This is a genomic window from Gordonia hongkongensis, from assembly GCF_023078355.1.
Lineage (GTDB): Bacteria > Actinomycetota > Actinomycetes > Mycobacteriales > Mycobacteriaceae > Gordonia > Gordonia hongkongensis.
Genome location: NZ_CP095552.1, coordinates 5,018,538 through 5,030,432 on the forward strand (window position 1 = coordinate 5,018,538; position 11,895 = coordinate 5,030,432).

The following is an 11,895-nucleotide window of genomic DNA, read 5'->3' on the forward strand; positions in this document are numbered from 1 at the left end:
GACTAGTTCGACGCGCGTAGCCGATACCCCATGCCGCGCACCGTCTCCAATCGGTGAGAACCGATCTTGTTCCGCAGGGCGCGCACGTAGACGTCGACCACATTCGACGCCGGGTCGAAGTCGTAACCCCAGACGTGGCCGAGGATCTGTTCGCGCGAGAGCACCTGATCGGGGTGACGCAGGAACACCTCCAGTAGTGCGAACTCGCGCGCGGTGAGGTCGAACGTCTCCGCACCCACCCGGGCGCGCCTGGACTTCAGATCCAACCGAAGATCCCCGGCGGACAACAGGTTCTCCGACGCGACGGCCGAGTCGTCGACGAGTCGTAGCCGGATGCGGGCGAGCAGTTCGGCGAACTGGAAGGGCTTGGTCATGTAGTCGTTGGCACCGCCCTCGAGGCCGTTCACCGTGTCGCTCACGCTGTCCCGGGCGGTGAGTACCACGACCGGCGTCGTGATCCCCTCGCCGCGCATGGAATACAGGACATCGAAGCCATCCATCGCCGGGAGACCGATGTCGAGGACGACCATGTCGAAACCGCCGCTGCGCACGGCCTCGAGCGCCGACAAGCCGTCGGACACGTGCTCGGTGCTGTACCCGGCCGCACGCAGTCCGTTGCCGATGAACGAGGCGATCCGCGCGTCGTCCTCGGCGATCAGAACCCGGCTCATCGCCGCTCTCCTTCTGCTGGCACCGACGGCGCTGCATCGGTGTAGGGGGTCGTGTCGGGAACCGGGACGTCGATGCCGAACGTGGCGCCGTGCCCGGGAATGCTACGTACCCAGGCGATTCCGTGATGGGCGTCGGCGATGGCCCGCACGATCGCCAGTCCCAGCCCGGCGCCGGCCGCGTGCTGAGGCGCCGACGCCGACTGCCCGCGCTGGAACCGCTCGAAGATCCGCGCCGCGTCCTCCTGCTCGACCCCCGGACCGTCGTCGGTGATCCAGATCGACAGGTGTCGCTGCGCTCCGACGCCGGCGAAGCGTGAGCCCAGCTGGATGACGGAACCGGCATGGGTGTGCCGAACCGCGTTGGAGGCGTACTGCAGCATCGCCTGGGTGATCCGGTCGTGATCCACCACGCACGGGCCCTCGGCGACCTCCATGAGCAACCACTGCCGGTCACCGAGCGGTTGCACCTTGGACTCGATGTCGAGCATCAGCTGAGCCGCGTCGGTCGGCCTGGCCACCACGAAGTCGGGTTGCTCCGACTTCGCCAGCACGAGCAGATCGCCGACGATGCGGCCCATCCGCCCCAGCTCGCTGTCCACGAGATCGAGGGTCTTGCGCCTCTCCTCCGGATCGTCGGGCAGCAACTCGAGATGGCCGCGCACGACCGTGATCGGGGTCCGCAGTTCATGTCCGGCGTCGTCGACGAACTGCCGCTGCGTCGTGTAGGCATCCTCGATACGGTCCAGCATCGCGTTGAAGGTCTGGGCCAGCGCGGCCACGTCATCGCGTCCGATGACCGGGACCCGTGCGGTGAGGTCGTTCTCGCTGATCTCCGCGGCGACCATCCGCACACTGCGGACCGGCGCCAGGATCCGGCCCGCGACCAGATACGCCACGCCGGTGGTGACGATCATCCCGGCCAGGCCGACGATCGCCAGCACCCGCATCGTGCGGTCGACCAGTTCCCGGCCCGGGTCGGTGTAGATGCCGACGATGAAGGTTCCCGGCTGCGACGCGCCCGACGCCGGGTCGGCCGAGCCGCCACCGACGGGCGTCAGATCCACCTTGCCCCAGCGGATCTCACCGTGTGCGGTCATCAAGACCCCGGCCGCCCCGCTCTGCGCCCGCAGTTCGTCGAGGACGCGACGCCCCTCGCCCGGGGCCGGCCAGGCGTTGCCCGGCAGTTCGAGGATCTCGGTGTCGCCGACGACGCCGGCCATGACCTCGCCCTCACCGGCCGACTGCCGCGACAGGAACACCTCGAGCAGTCGCGACACCGAGGTGAACGGTTCCGTCGTCGTCGGATCGACCCCCTCGGACGCGAACGTCCGGAACTCGCTCGCCTCCTGCGCGACGTAGTTGTTCACCCGGGTGTCGACGTCACGGAGCAACAGGTTGCGCGTCACCACGAACACCACCACCAGCAGCAGGAACGTGGTGAGCATGATCCAGGCCGTGATGCGCCAACGCGCCGAGAGCGCGGGGCGCTGACGCACACCCGCACTCTCGGCTGGTCTCGCTGTCGCGTCGTCAGTCGTCCTGGCCGTCATCGATGTCATCGTCCCAGTCGTCGTCCTGGCCGTCCCAGTCGTCGTTGTCGTCCCGGCCGTTGTCGTCCCAGTCGTCGTCACAGTCGTCGTCGCGATGGGCCGCGTTGACGTCGCACCAGTCGTCGTCGTCGGAACCCAGGTTCGGCGGGACGGCCCGCTGCACCGGCGCGCCGGCCGGGACCCGGGGAACCGGGGCCGCGGCCGGGGTCGGCACCTGCGGCGACTGCGCGGGAGCAGTCTTGGCCTCCGGCGTCTGGGACACATCCACGGACACGGCGTCGGAGGCCAGGCTGGGCTCGGGCGAACGGATGAGGAAGAAGCTGGCGGTCATGACGGCAACCGCGAGCGCACCGAGGGCGATGGTGGCGAGTACTCGTGAGAAGTTCATGTCAACGACTCTGGCGGACGCCGGTGAGCCGTCCATGAGTCGAAGATGAAGGTTTTTTCATCTACGAACTGCGTGCACCGACGTCAAGAACTCGTCGATGCGGGGCCACGTCTGCTCGACCGCAGCGGACCCGGCGATCAATCCCAGATGGCTGGTCTCCACCGTGGTGAACTCGACGCGCGGCGCCCCGGAGAGCAGCCCCACCCCGTGGTGGGCGGCGGCCCAGCTGACGATCGCGTCGCGGTGACTGCCGAACAGCGCGACCGGTACCGCGACCTCGGCGAGGTCGACAACCCGTCCGCCGAAGTCGAGCACCCCGTCGGCGAGTTCCCCGCGCATGATGAAGTTCTCCCACATCTGCTCGGACACCTTGCCTGGATAGCCGGGCATCGTCTCCTGGAAACGGTCGATGGCCTTCATCCGGGTCAGCGCGTCGGTGTCGTCGGCGTTGCGCAGGATGTAGCCCGGCTTCTTGAGTTCGCGCTGCCAGGCCGTGCCCCGATAGGCGAGGCGGACCAGCGGCGCGGGGATCCCGCCGAGCGCTCGCAGCGCCATCGTCACCGGCGCGGTGCCGACCGGTTTCATCAGCGTCTTGACCAGCGGATACGGCGGGACTTTGGAGTAATCGAGAGGCGTCCCGACCGCGACGACCGACGCCACCGGCAGGTCTGGGTTCGCGGCAGCGGTCAACAGGCTGATCGTCCCGCCGATACTCCACGCGAGCAGATCGACTGCTGAGGAATCCCGCGACGTTCCGGCGGCCGGGTCGTCGGCGCTGCCGTAGAAGTCTGCGACGGTCGCAGCGACGGCCCCGGGGACGATGTCGTCGAAGAAGTCGGCGAACCCGAGGTGCCGGTCGGCGCGGGTCATGTCGCCGAAGTCGAGCACGTACGGAACCCGGCCGGTCGACAGGAGAAACTGCACCACCGACAGCCCGTCGGCGAGGTCGTAGCACGATGTGGACACCGCGAGCGGCGGGATCAGCAGCACCGGCCGCCGTCCCGTGCCGACGGCTGCGATCACCTCGTCGTCGGTGCCGTACCGCCGCAGCGTGCGGTGCGGTACGTCGGCGATCACCGTGTGCGGCGTCTCGTGGGACTCGCCGATCTGTCCACCACGTGCCAGATGGACCAGCGTCGCGACGCCGTCGAAACCACCCACCACTACCTCCCAGCCGTCGTCCGGGGACATTCAACACACCCCGCCCGGGTCATGCCCGGGCGGGGTGTGACCGTTTGGTGCACGACGCCCGCGGGTACCGGATCCGACGAGGCGCCGATGCCGTAGTCGGCGCGTACAAGGAGGTACACGGCCATGGCCGAAGAACTGAACGGCACCACCATCGCTTTCCTGGTCGCCCAGGAGGGCGCCGAGCAGGTCGAACTCACCGAACCGTGGAAGTCGGTCGAGGCGTGCGGCGGCAAGCCCGTCCTGGTGTCCACCGACTCCGGCACGGTGCAGGCGTTCAACCACCTCGACAAGGCCGACACCTTCCCCGTCGACACCCCTCTCGAGGACGCCCGCGTGATGGACTTCGACGCGCTGGTCCTGCCGGGCGGTGTCGCGAACCCGGATTTCCTGCGAACCTCGGAGCCCGCCGTCCGCTTCGTGCGCAGCTTCTTCGATGCCGGCAAGCCGGTCGCGGCCATCTGCCACGCGCCCTGGACCCTGATCGAGGCCGACGTTGTCCGCGGCCGCACCCTCACGTCGTTCCCGAGTGTGCGCACCGACGTCATCAACGCCGGCGGCACCTGGGTCGACGAGGAGGTCGTGACATGCCGCGACGGGGACAACGTGCTGATCACCAGCCGCAAGCCCGACGACCTCGCCGCCTTCAACGCCGCGATCGTCGCCGAGTTCGCGCGCACGAACGTCGCGAGCTGACCGCCCCGTCGGGGACGTCAAACGACGGACAACGGTGCAGATTCCCTGCCGGTCAGGGTGAGCAACGCCTGCTCGCCCTGACCGGTGAGCAGTGCGGTGGCGGCCGCCGTCGACAGCGCTGACGCCAGCACCTCGGCCGGCAGCGGGAGATCGGAACCGATCGCCCGCGAGATGTCGAGACCGTGCACCGCGAGTTCGAAGGTCCGGGTGGGCAGGTAATCGGACAGCATGATGCCGCCGAACGGCGTCGTCAGGGGCCGATCCCCCGTTCCCGCAAGGGCGTCGACGGCCTGTGCGCGCCGCTCCCGGACCCCGGCGCGCGGATCGTTCCCCAGGGACAGCCCGGCGTCCACTCCTCGCTGTCGGACCGACGCGGGGTCTCCGTAACCGCGGATCGATGCGAAATAGGCCGCGGTCGAGGTCAATTCGACATCACCACCGGGCTCGGCCAGGTAGGTGACGACCGTCGTCAGCGATCTGCTCGCGTGTCCGACGAGCGATCGCAACGACCATTCGCCGAGACCGGGTCCGTCCCAGCGATCGTCGGCGATCAGGTCCACCAACCGCGTCAGATGCTCGGCACCGGCCGTGAAGTCGTCGATCGCACGTGTCAGTGTTCCCTCTGCCATCTCAGTCCTTCGGAGTGCCGGCGGTCGTCGACGACGTCCCGCTCGCGGTCGCTATCTTGCGGACACGGTCGTAGAGGAGGGCGATGGTCGCGGCGAACACGATGACGCCGAGGATCTGTGCCCAGGTCCCGAAGCCGTCGCCGACGATCGCCAGCGCCGAGTCGTCGCCCGTGGCCGCCACGATGCCGGCGAAGACCACGCCGAAGAGCGCCTCGCCGACGATCAGGCCGGTGGCCAGCAGGACACCCATCCGCTTCTTGTGTTCCACTGCGCCGCCGCTGCGTTCGGCCCAGCGGTTGTAGTAGTGACCGATGAAGGCGCCGATCGGGATGATCAGGACCACCGACATCGGAAGGTACATGCCCATCCCGACAGCCAGCGGCGGCAGCCGGAAACGCCCTGCGCGATCGAGGAGTTCGTCTATCACGATCACCACCGCGCCGATCAGGGCACCGATTCCGACGAGTCCCCAGTTCAGGTCCGCCCCCAGTACCCCTTGCGCGAGGGTCGTCAGCAGACCCGCCTGCGGCGCCGCGAGCGCGTCCTCGGTGGCACCCGGCGCGCCGACGAACCCGAAGGCCTCGTACATCAGCTGCAGGATCGGCGGGATCACGGCCGACCCGAACAGCACGCCGATGATCAGCGCCACCTGCTGTTTCCACGGTGTCGCCCCGACGAGTTGACCGGTCTTGAGGTCCTGCAGGTTGTCATTGGAGATGGTCGCGACGCCGAAGACGACCGCGGCCGTGAACAACGTGTAGGCGATGAGCGCGTCGGTCTGCGAGTCGTCCGCCGGCCCGAAGGTCAGCTTCACGAGCAGTGCGGCGATGAGAACCACCAGGATGCCCACGCCGGAGATGGGGCTGTTCGACGACCCGATCAGGCCCGCCATGTACCCGCACACCGACGCGACCGCCAGTCCGATGACGAACACGAAGACGATGCTGACCACGATGATCCCGGTGGCACTGCCCTCCAGAACCGTGTCGCGCACGAAGTCCCACAACAGGATTCCGATCGGGATGAGCAGCACGAGGATGCTGCCGCCGACGATGTTGATCGGCATGTCCCGCTCGGTGATGTCGACCGTGAACCCCTCCCGACGCGATCGCGAGGAGACCATGGCCGCCCGGATTCCCCGCACGATCGGACCGATGACCTTGATCAGCGTCCAGACGGCCGCGATGGCGATCGCCCCGGCCCCGATGAGTCGCACGTCGTTGGCGAAGATCGAGCTGACGGCGTCGCCGAAATCCTCCCCCGCCGTGCGCCCCTGGGTCTCGATGGGCAGCAGTACGACGTAGGAGATCACCACCCCGACGAGCATGGCGATGCCCACGGTGATCCCGACGAGATGGCCGATGCCGATCAGCGACATCGACAACCCGGCACTGAACAACGTTCCGCCCGTGCCGATCCTGATCGTCGTCGAGATCGAATCGCTGAGGACCTGGAGTTTGGTGAGCAGGGCGAAACCGGCCGACGCGAGCGAACCGATGACGATCGTGCGCAGGCCGGCCTTGTTCTCCGCGGCACCGCCCGCGGAATCGCCGACCTTTAGTACCTCTGCTGCCGCAACGCCTTCCGGGTAGGGCAGGTCGGAGCCGGTGACCAGCGCGCGTCGTAGCGGGATCGAGTACATGACGCCGAGGATTCCGCCGATCGCGCACACCGCCACCGTGATCCAGTACGGGAAGCCCGTCCACCATCCGATGATGACCAGACCGGGTATGACGAAGATGATCGCCGACAGCGTGCCGGCGGCGGACGCGATCGTCTGGACGATGTTGTTCTCGACCACCGAGTGGTTGGCGAAGTACCGCAGAATGCTCATCGAGATGACGGCGGCCGGGATCGCGGTGGCGAACGTGAGGCCCACCTTGAGTCCGAGGTACACGTTGGCGGCCGTGAAGACCAGCGTGATGATGCCACCGAGGACGGCACCTCGGAGCGTCAGTTCTCGCAGGTTCGCCGTGGCCGGAGGCGCAGTCGCCATCTGGTCCCTCCCAACAGTCGGGTCCTGCGACCGGCGGTCGGTCGGACGGTGGATCATCCGGGCATTCGTCGATCCACCTTAGGCCCGGATGACCACTCGCGCTGCGACTTCCCGCGCAGCCGGGGTCGGTTCGCGTGTCGCGTCGACGCACCTCCGTACGGCACTGACCGCTTTGCGGTGTTTCGGCGAGTCGGACACGGCCACCATCCCGGCGTCTCGATCGGCGACGGTAGGGCATCATCGATCCATGAGCGAAGGGAAGACGGAGCAGTCTGCCCGCACCCGTGCGCTGCTCATCGAGGCGGCCGAGAAACTGATTGCCCTGAACGGGGTCGCGGCCGTGTCCAGTCGCCAGATCAGCAAGGCGGCCGGTCAGGGCAACAACTATGCCGTCGGCCATCACTTCGGTTCCAAGGACGATCTCCTCCGCGCCACCCTGACGTCGCACAACGTCCCGATCGAGCGGCTTCGCCAGAAATGCCTGTCGGAGGTCGGACCCGACCCCGGGGTCCGCGACTGGCTCCGCTGCCTCGTCGGGCCCGAGGTCGAGTACCTCGCACAGATCGGTGCGCCGAGCTACTTCGCCCGGTTCTTCGCCCAGGTGTCGAGCGATCCGTCCGCGACCGCCCTGCTCTACGAGGAGACCGCGCGATCGGAGGTCCTCATGACGATCCTCGACCGGTTCTACGCCACCTTGCCGACCTTCCCCGACGACGTGCTCGAGGTGCGCAACAACCTGACGCGCCACATGATCGTCAACGCGCTCGCCGACATCGAACGGGCCGCCGAGGGCGGCGGGACTCGAACAGCCCCATGGCAGCACGAGCGCGACCTGGTCGTCGATGCGCTGACCGGGATGTGGCTCGCGCCGGCCGCCTCCCGGTGATCAGATGACCGTGCCGACATCCCGGGCGACGATCCGGTCGAGAGCGCGCTCGGCGACCGCCGCGATGGTCATCGACGGATTGCAGGCCGCGGTGTTGCCCGGCATGAGTGCGCCGTCGATGACGTAGAGCCCGCGCTGGCCGTGGACGCGTCCCTCGAGGTCGCACACCGCACCCATGTTGGCCCCGCCGAGCGCGTGCCAGGTCGAGGGGAACACCGCATTGGTGTCGGTCAGGACGGCGTCGGGTCCGGCGATCCGGCGCACGGTCCGGTCGATGTGCTTGGTCTGGATCTCCGAATCGCCCTCGTGTGGCCAGCGGATCACCGAGTCTCCGATCGCCGAGTCGTAGGAGATGACGCCACGTCCCGAGCTCACCCCGAAGCCGACCATCATCGTGGTCCCGGCGTACACGGGTAGTGGCGGCAGCGATGCCTGGATGACGGTGAACGCGCTCTTCGGATCACTCCAGTTGGGGCTGCCGAAGACCACCGGTCCGCCCTGTACCGTCCCGAAGTCGATACTGGGGCTGGTCCAGGTGTAGATCCGGTCGGCGTTGGTGCCCCATCCGTGCCCCACCCCGTCGGGCAGGCCCGGCACGGTTCCGGTCGCGCGCGCCTTCACCAACAGCTTGGTCGTGTTCACGCTGCCCGCCGACAGGATGAGTGTCCCTGCGATCAGTTCGTTGTGCTCCAACACTTTCCCGGACTCGTCGGTGCGTTCGACCTCGAGGGACCATCGGCCGTCGGGTCGGCGGGAGACCTGCCGCACGGTGTGCAGGGTTCGGACCTGAACCCGCCCGGTCGCCTCGGCCTCGCGGATATAGGTGACGTCGACGCTGTGCTTGCCACCGTTGTTCACGCCGATGGCGCCGTCGCCGTTGGTGTAGGCGGGCTTCATCTCGCCACGCAGCTCGGCCGCGGCATACCCCCAGTCGATCGGCATCGGGATCTTCTGCAGCGGAAGGCCCTCGGCCCGAACTCGTTTCGCGAACTGTCGCGGTGCCAGGTATTGCGGGGAACGCACCACCGAATCGGGCGCCACCGCGACCTTCAGCATACGCGCGACCCGCGGGTAGTGCACACGGTTCATCAGTTGCCAGTCGAGCGCGTTCGGGAAGTGCTCGTTGAACACCGCCTCGCTCGGTTGCAGTGTCATGCCCTGGTAGACAAGGGAACCACCGCCGAGGCCGGCCGGGGAGAGTGCGGTCATGTTGACGCCCGCGACCGACTCGAACAGTCCCACATAGGGTTCGACGCTCAGCGGCTTGCCGAAGAGGTTCGGGGTCGACTCGTGCCACAGGATCCGCTTGTCCGGACTCGACGCACGCGGGAAGGTTTCCGAGTTCGGACCCGTCGGCCACCGCCGACCCCGCTCGAGCAACAGGACCGGCACGCCGGCTTGCGCGAGCCGGAGGGCCGCGACGCCACCGCCGAATCCCGAGCCGACGATCACCACCCGATGCTCTTCGCGTGTCCGCCGGATACGTCGCGATGGATCTCCCGACGCCGGTCCGGCTCCGGTGACGGCCGCGGCCGCCGAACCCGCCGCGGTCATCGCCGCCGCTCGCAGGAAGGTACGTCTCGTCGGTGATATCCCGGTCATGGTTCTCCTGTCGTTCGGCGCGAGATGGCGCCGGGTGCTTGGTGATTCGGCAGCTCGAGAGACGGTGGAGACCGTGGTCGCGGGTCGAGGACGCCGCGTGGGACGGACCGGGGCGTGGCCGTCGCGACACAGGATTTGTCATGGACGACCTGTGTGTCAAGGGCCACTTCGGTAACCAGTGGTGATCGGGGACATCGCCGACGCAAACCTTGACAAGCCCTTCAGTCATGTGACTGAATCGTCGCGGGCGTGGGTAGGGCCGCCATCGGTGTACGGCTGATGCGCGGGCGTGAGTGCGGCGCGCCGCGCTCGCGTGGACCTGGTCGGGATCGTGACCGAGTGCCGAAGAGCGAAGAGAGGACGGGGAGTTCGCCGAGCAGGCGGCAACGGAACGCTAGGATGACGCGACCATGTGTCGCGGGCGGGGAGTTGCATGTCTGATCATCTGCAGGGCAAGACCATCATCATCACCGGCGCCGGAGGCGGTTTCGGCAAGGTGATCGCGGAGATGTGCGCGGCACAGGGCGCTCACATCGTCGGTGTGGACATCGACGCCGACGGGCTCACCGTGGTCGCCGACGGCATCACCGCCACCGGCGGGTCGGCTGTCGCACACGTCGCCGACGTCACCGACATGGACCAGATGAAGGGCGCCGCGGCGGCGGCCGTCGACCGGTTCGGTGCGATCGACGTGATCGTCAACAACGCCGGGGTGATGCCGCTGGCGTTCTTCGCCGACCACGAGCGGGCCTGGGAGAAGTGGCACCGGGCCATCGACATCAACATCAAGGGCGTCGTGAACGGCATCTCGGCGGTGTACGACCAGATGGTCGCGCAGGGCCGGGGTCAGGTGGTCAACATCGCGTCGATCTACGGCAACGGCGGCTTCGAGGGCTCGGGTGTCTACAGCGCGACCAAGGCCGCCGTGACGATGCTGTCGGACTCCTTACGCATCGAGGCCAAGGGCAAGATCAAGGTGACGACGGTCAAACCGACCGGCGTGGCCGGCACCAACCTGGCGAGCTGGATCGTCAACGACCGCGCGATCCGCGGGATCGTCGGGCAACGTGCGGCGTCGTACCGCGAGCACATCACGGAGCTGATGCAGGGCACGCTGCCCGACGAGCTCGTCGACGTCGACTCGGTGAAGTACTGGCTGATCACCCCGGAGGATCTCGCCCGGGCGGTCGTGCATGTCATCGACCAGCCGTGGGGCATCAGTCTGTCCGACGTGACGGTCCGGGCCAGCGGCGAGGACTACCTGTACTGAACGTGAGCGCCGTCTCGGCCTAGTTCGACGGGCGGCGTCGTTCACCGCGGTACTTGCGGTGGTACTCGTCGTAGAGGTCCGAGTTCTTCTCTCGTTCGAGCTTGTTCACCAGGTCGGGATCGAGTCCGTGCTGGACGAGCCGGTGACGGCGGTAGACCCGGTTCAACGCGATCGAGAAGAAGAGGTAGGCCAGCAGGATCGGCATGGTCATCGTGATCCGGACGCCCCAGTCGGCCGGGACGAACAGCATCGGGGTCAGCACGATGATGCACGGCACCGCCCAGCGGACCACCATGCGTACCGACGCACCCGGGCCGGCCAGGTCGTTGGTCACCCAGCCGAGCATCGATTTCGGCAGACGCGCCCAGTAGGCGTACGTCACGTACTCCCAGGCATTCGGCTTGGTGCGCGGTTCAGAGGTCACCTGTCGATCGTGCACCACGTGCGGGAGTCGTCCGACGTCGCCTCCCCCACCCCGGCTGGGTAACCTGACCGGCATGGGTTCGGAGATGACCGCGTCGGCCGACGACCCCACCGGCCCGGATCCGATCAGCGGCCTCGAGGCCGAACTCACCGATTTCTGGCGACGGGGCCGGGTGCGCACCCGGTTGCGCGCCCGCGCCATCGACCCGCGGCTGGACCCGTCGTGCTACCCGCTCATCACCGTGCTGGCCCGGCACCATTCGATGCCGATGTCGGATCTGGTCACCGCCGTCGGCATGGAGAAGTCGACGGTGACGCGGCAGATCGACGCGATCGTGCGGCTCGGGCTCGCCGAGCGGCACCCGGACCCGCGCGATGCCCGCGCCCGCGTGGTCACCCTCACCGATCACGGTCGCGAACGTGTCGACGCCGTGCTCGCCTCGGCGGTCACCGATTGGCGTGCTCGGCTGGCCCAATGGGACCCCGACGACATCCGGACGCTCACGTATCTGCTGCATCGCCTCACCGAGGCCACCAACGATCCCGAGGCCGGCGAGGGGTCTCGTTGACCGGGCGTGGCACCGTCGGCGATCCTT

Annotated in this window: 12 protein-coding genes; 4 read left to right on the forward strand and 8 right to left on the reverse strand. The window is 67.9% G+C overall.

What is annotated here, in order from left to right; genetic code table 11:
* Positions 1–2: 2 nt before the first annotated feature.
* The 4 genes from MVF96_RS22655 to MVF96_RS22670 are packed head-to-tail and all read right to left on the reverse strand — an operon-like array spanning position 3 to position 3,770.
* The gene (locus MVF96_RS22655; protein ID WP_065629444.1) at positions 3–671 is read right to left on the reverse strand and encodes a response regulator transcription factor; all 669 of its coding nucleotides are present in this window, start codon (positions 669–671) and stop codon (positions 3–5) included.
* Positions 668–2,221, reverse strand: a complete 1,554-nt coding sequence (locus MVF96_RS22660; protein ID WP_418930409.1) for a sensor histidine kinase — start codon at positions 2,219–2,221, stop codon at positions 668–670. Before MVF96_RS22660 ends, MVF96_RS22655 begins: the two co-directional genes overlap by 4 nt.
* Entirely contained in the window at positions 2,202–2,609 is a 408-nt protein-coding gene (locus tag MVF96_RS22665) for a hypothetical protein (protein WP_223258983.1), read from the reverse strand. The genes MVF96_RS22660 and MVF96_RS22665 overlap by 20 nt, the downstream gene beginning before the upstream one ends.
* A 57-nt stretch (positions 2,610–2,666) precedes the next feature.
* Positions 2,667–3,770, reverse strand: a complete 1,104-nt coding sequence (locus MVF96_RS22670; RefSeq protein ID WP_137810262.1) for an alpha/beta hydrolase — start codon at positions 3,768–3,770, stop codon at positions 2,667–2,669.
* A gap of 153 nt (positions 3,771–3,923) precedes the next feature.
* Here MVF96_RS22670 and MVF96_RS22675 point away from each other — a divergent pair, with 153 nt between their 5' ends.
* Complete coding sequence (locus tag MVF96_RS22675; protein ID WP_058252794.1) at positions 3,924–4,493, forward strand: type 1 glutamine amidotransferase domain-containing protein; 570 nt, start codon at positions 3,924–3,926, stop codon at positions 4,491–4,493.
* A 17-nt stretch (positions 4,494–4,510) separates the two neighbouring features.
* Here MVF96_RS22675 and MVF96_RS22680 read toward each other — a convergent pair whose 3' ends face one another.
* Positions 4,511–5,122, reverse strand: a complete 612-nt coding sequence (locus tag MVF96_RS22680) for a maleylpyruvate isomerase family mycothiol-dependent enzyme (RefSeq protein WP_058252795.1) — start codon at positions 5,120–5,122, stop codon at positions 4,511–4,513.
* Position 5,123: 1 nt separating this feature from the next.
* Positions 5,124–7,118 (reverse strand): OPT family oligopeptide transporter, encoded by a 1,995-nt coding sequence (locus MVF96_RS22685; protein ID WP_247450583.1) that lies wholly within the window; start codon positions 7,116–7,118, stop codon positions 5,124–5,126.
* Between the two features lie 247 nt (positions 7,119–7,365).
* Between MVF96_RS22685 and MVF96_RS22690 the strand changes: the two genes are divergently transcribed.
* A complete protein-coding gene (locus tag MVF96_RS22690; protein ID WP_247450584.1) occupies positions 7,366–8,004 on the forward strand; it encodes a TetR/AcrR family transcriptional regulator in 639 nt (212 codons plus the stop codon).
* On the opposite strand, the gene MVF96_RS22695 is transcribed toward MVF96_RS22690, so the two are convergent.
* Complete coding sequence (locus tag MVF96_RS22695; protein ID WP_247450586.1) at positions 8,005–9,606, reverse strand: GMC oxidoreductase; 1,602 nt, start codon at positions 9,604–9,606, stop codon at positions 8,005–8,007.
* Between the two features lie 433 nt (positions 9,607–10,039).
* Between MVF96_RS22695 and MVF96_RS22700 the strand changes: the two genes are divergently transcribed.
* A complete protein-coding gene (locus MVF96_RS22700) occupies positions 10,040–10,876 on the forward strand; it encodes an SDR family oxidoreductase (RefSeq protein WP_247450587.1) in 837 nt (278 codons plus the stop codon).
* Positions 10,877–10,895: 19 nt separating this feature from the next.
* On the opposite strand, the gene MVF96_RS22705 is transcribed toward MVF96_RS22700, so the two are convergent.
* Positions 10,896–11,318: a DUF5313 domain-containing protein gene (locus MVF96_RS22705; RefSeq protein WP_418930410.1), complete on the reverse strand. Its 423-nt coding sequence runs from the start codon at positions 11,316–11,318 to the stop codon at positions 10,896–10,898.
* Between the two features lie 55 nt (positions 11,319–11,373).
* Here MVF96_RS22705 and MVF96_RS22710 point away from each other — a divergent pair, with 55 nt between their 5' ends.
* The gene (locus MVF96_RS22710; RefSeq protein ID WP_065629451.1) at positions 11,374–11,868 is read left to right on the forward strand and encodes a MarR family winged helix-turn-helix transcriptional regulator; all 495 of its coding nucleotides are present in this window, start codon (positions 11,374–11,376) and stop codon (positions 11,866–11,868) included.
* The last annotated feature ends 27 nt before the right edge of the window (positions 11,869–11,895 follow it).

What these genes read in the sequence shown, in the direction of transcription:
- MVF96_RS22710 (WP_065629451.1), top strand. Translation starts at nt 11,374, where the DNA reads ATGGGTTCGGAGATGACCGCGTCGGCCGACGACCCCACCGGCCCGGAT.
- MVF96_RS22685 (WP_247450583.1), bottom strand. Translation starts at nt 7,118, where the DNA reads ATGGCGACTGCGCCTCCGGCCACGGCGAACCTGCGAGAACTGACGCTC.
- MVF96_RS22690 (WP_247450584.1), top strand. Translation starts at nt 7,366, where the DNA reads ATGAGCGAAGGGAAGACGGAGCAGTCTGCCCGCACCCGTGCGCTGCTC.
- MVF96_RS22665 (WP_223258983.1), bottom strand. Translation starts at nt 2,609, where the DNA reads ATGAACTTCTCACGAGTACTCGCCACCATCGCCCTCGGTGCGCTCGCG.
- MVF96_RS22695 (WP_247450586.1), bottom strand. Translation starts at nt 9,606, where the DNA reads ATGACCGGGATATCACCGACGAGACGTACCTTCCTGCGAGCGGCGGCG.
- MVF96_RS22680 (WP_058252795.1), bottom strand. Translation starts at nt 5,122, where the DNA reads ATGGCAGAGGGAACACTGACACGTGCGATCGACGACTTCACGGCCGGT.
- MVF96_RS22660 (WP_418930409.1), bottom strand. Translation starts at nt 2,221, where the DNA reads ATGACGGCCAGGACGACTGACGACGCGACAGCGAGACCAGCCGAGAGT.
- MVF96_RS22655 (WP_065629444.1), bottom strand. Translation starts at nt 671, where the DNA reads ATGAGCCGGGTTCTGATCGCCGAGGACGACGCGCGGATCGCCTCGTTC.
- MVF96_RS22700 (WP_247450587.1), top strand. Translation starts at nt 10,040, where the DNA reads ATGTCTGATCATCTGCAGGGCAAGACCATCATCATCACCGGCGCCGGA.
- MVF96_RS22675 (WP_058252794.1), top strand. Translation starts at nt 3,924, where the DNA reads ATGGCCGAAGAACTGAACGGCACCACCATCGCTTTCCTGGTCGCCCAG.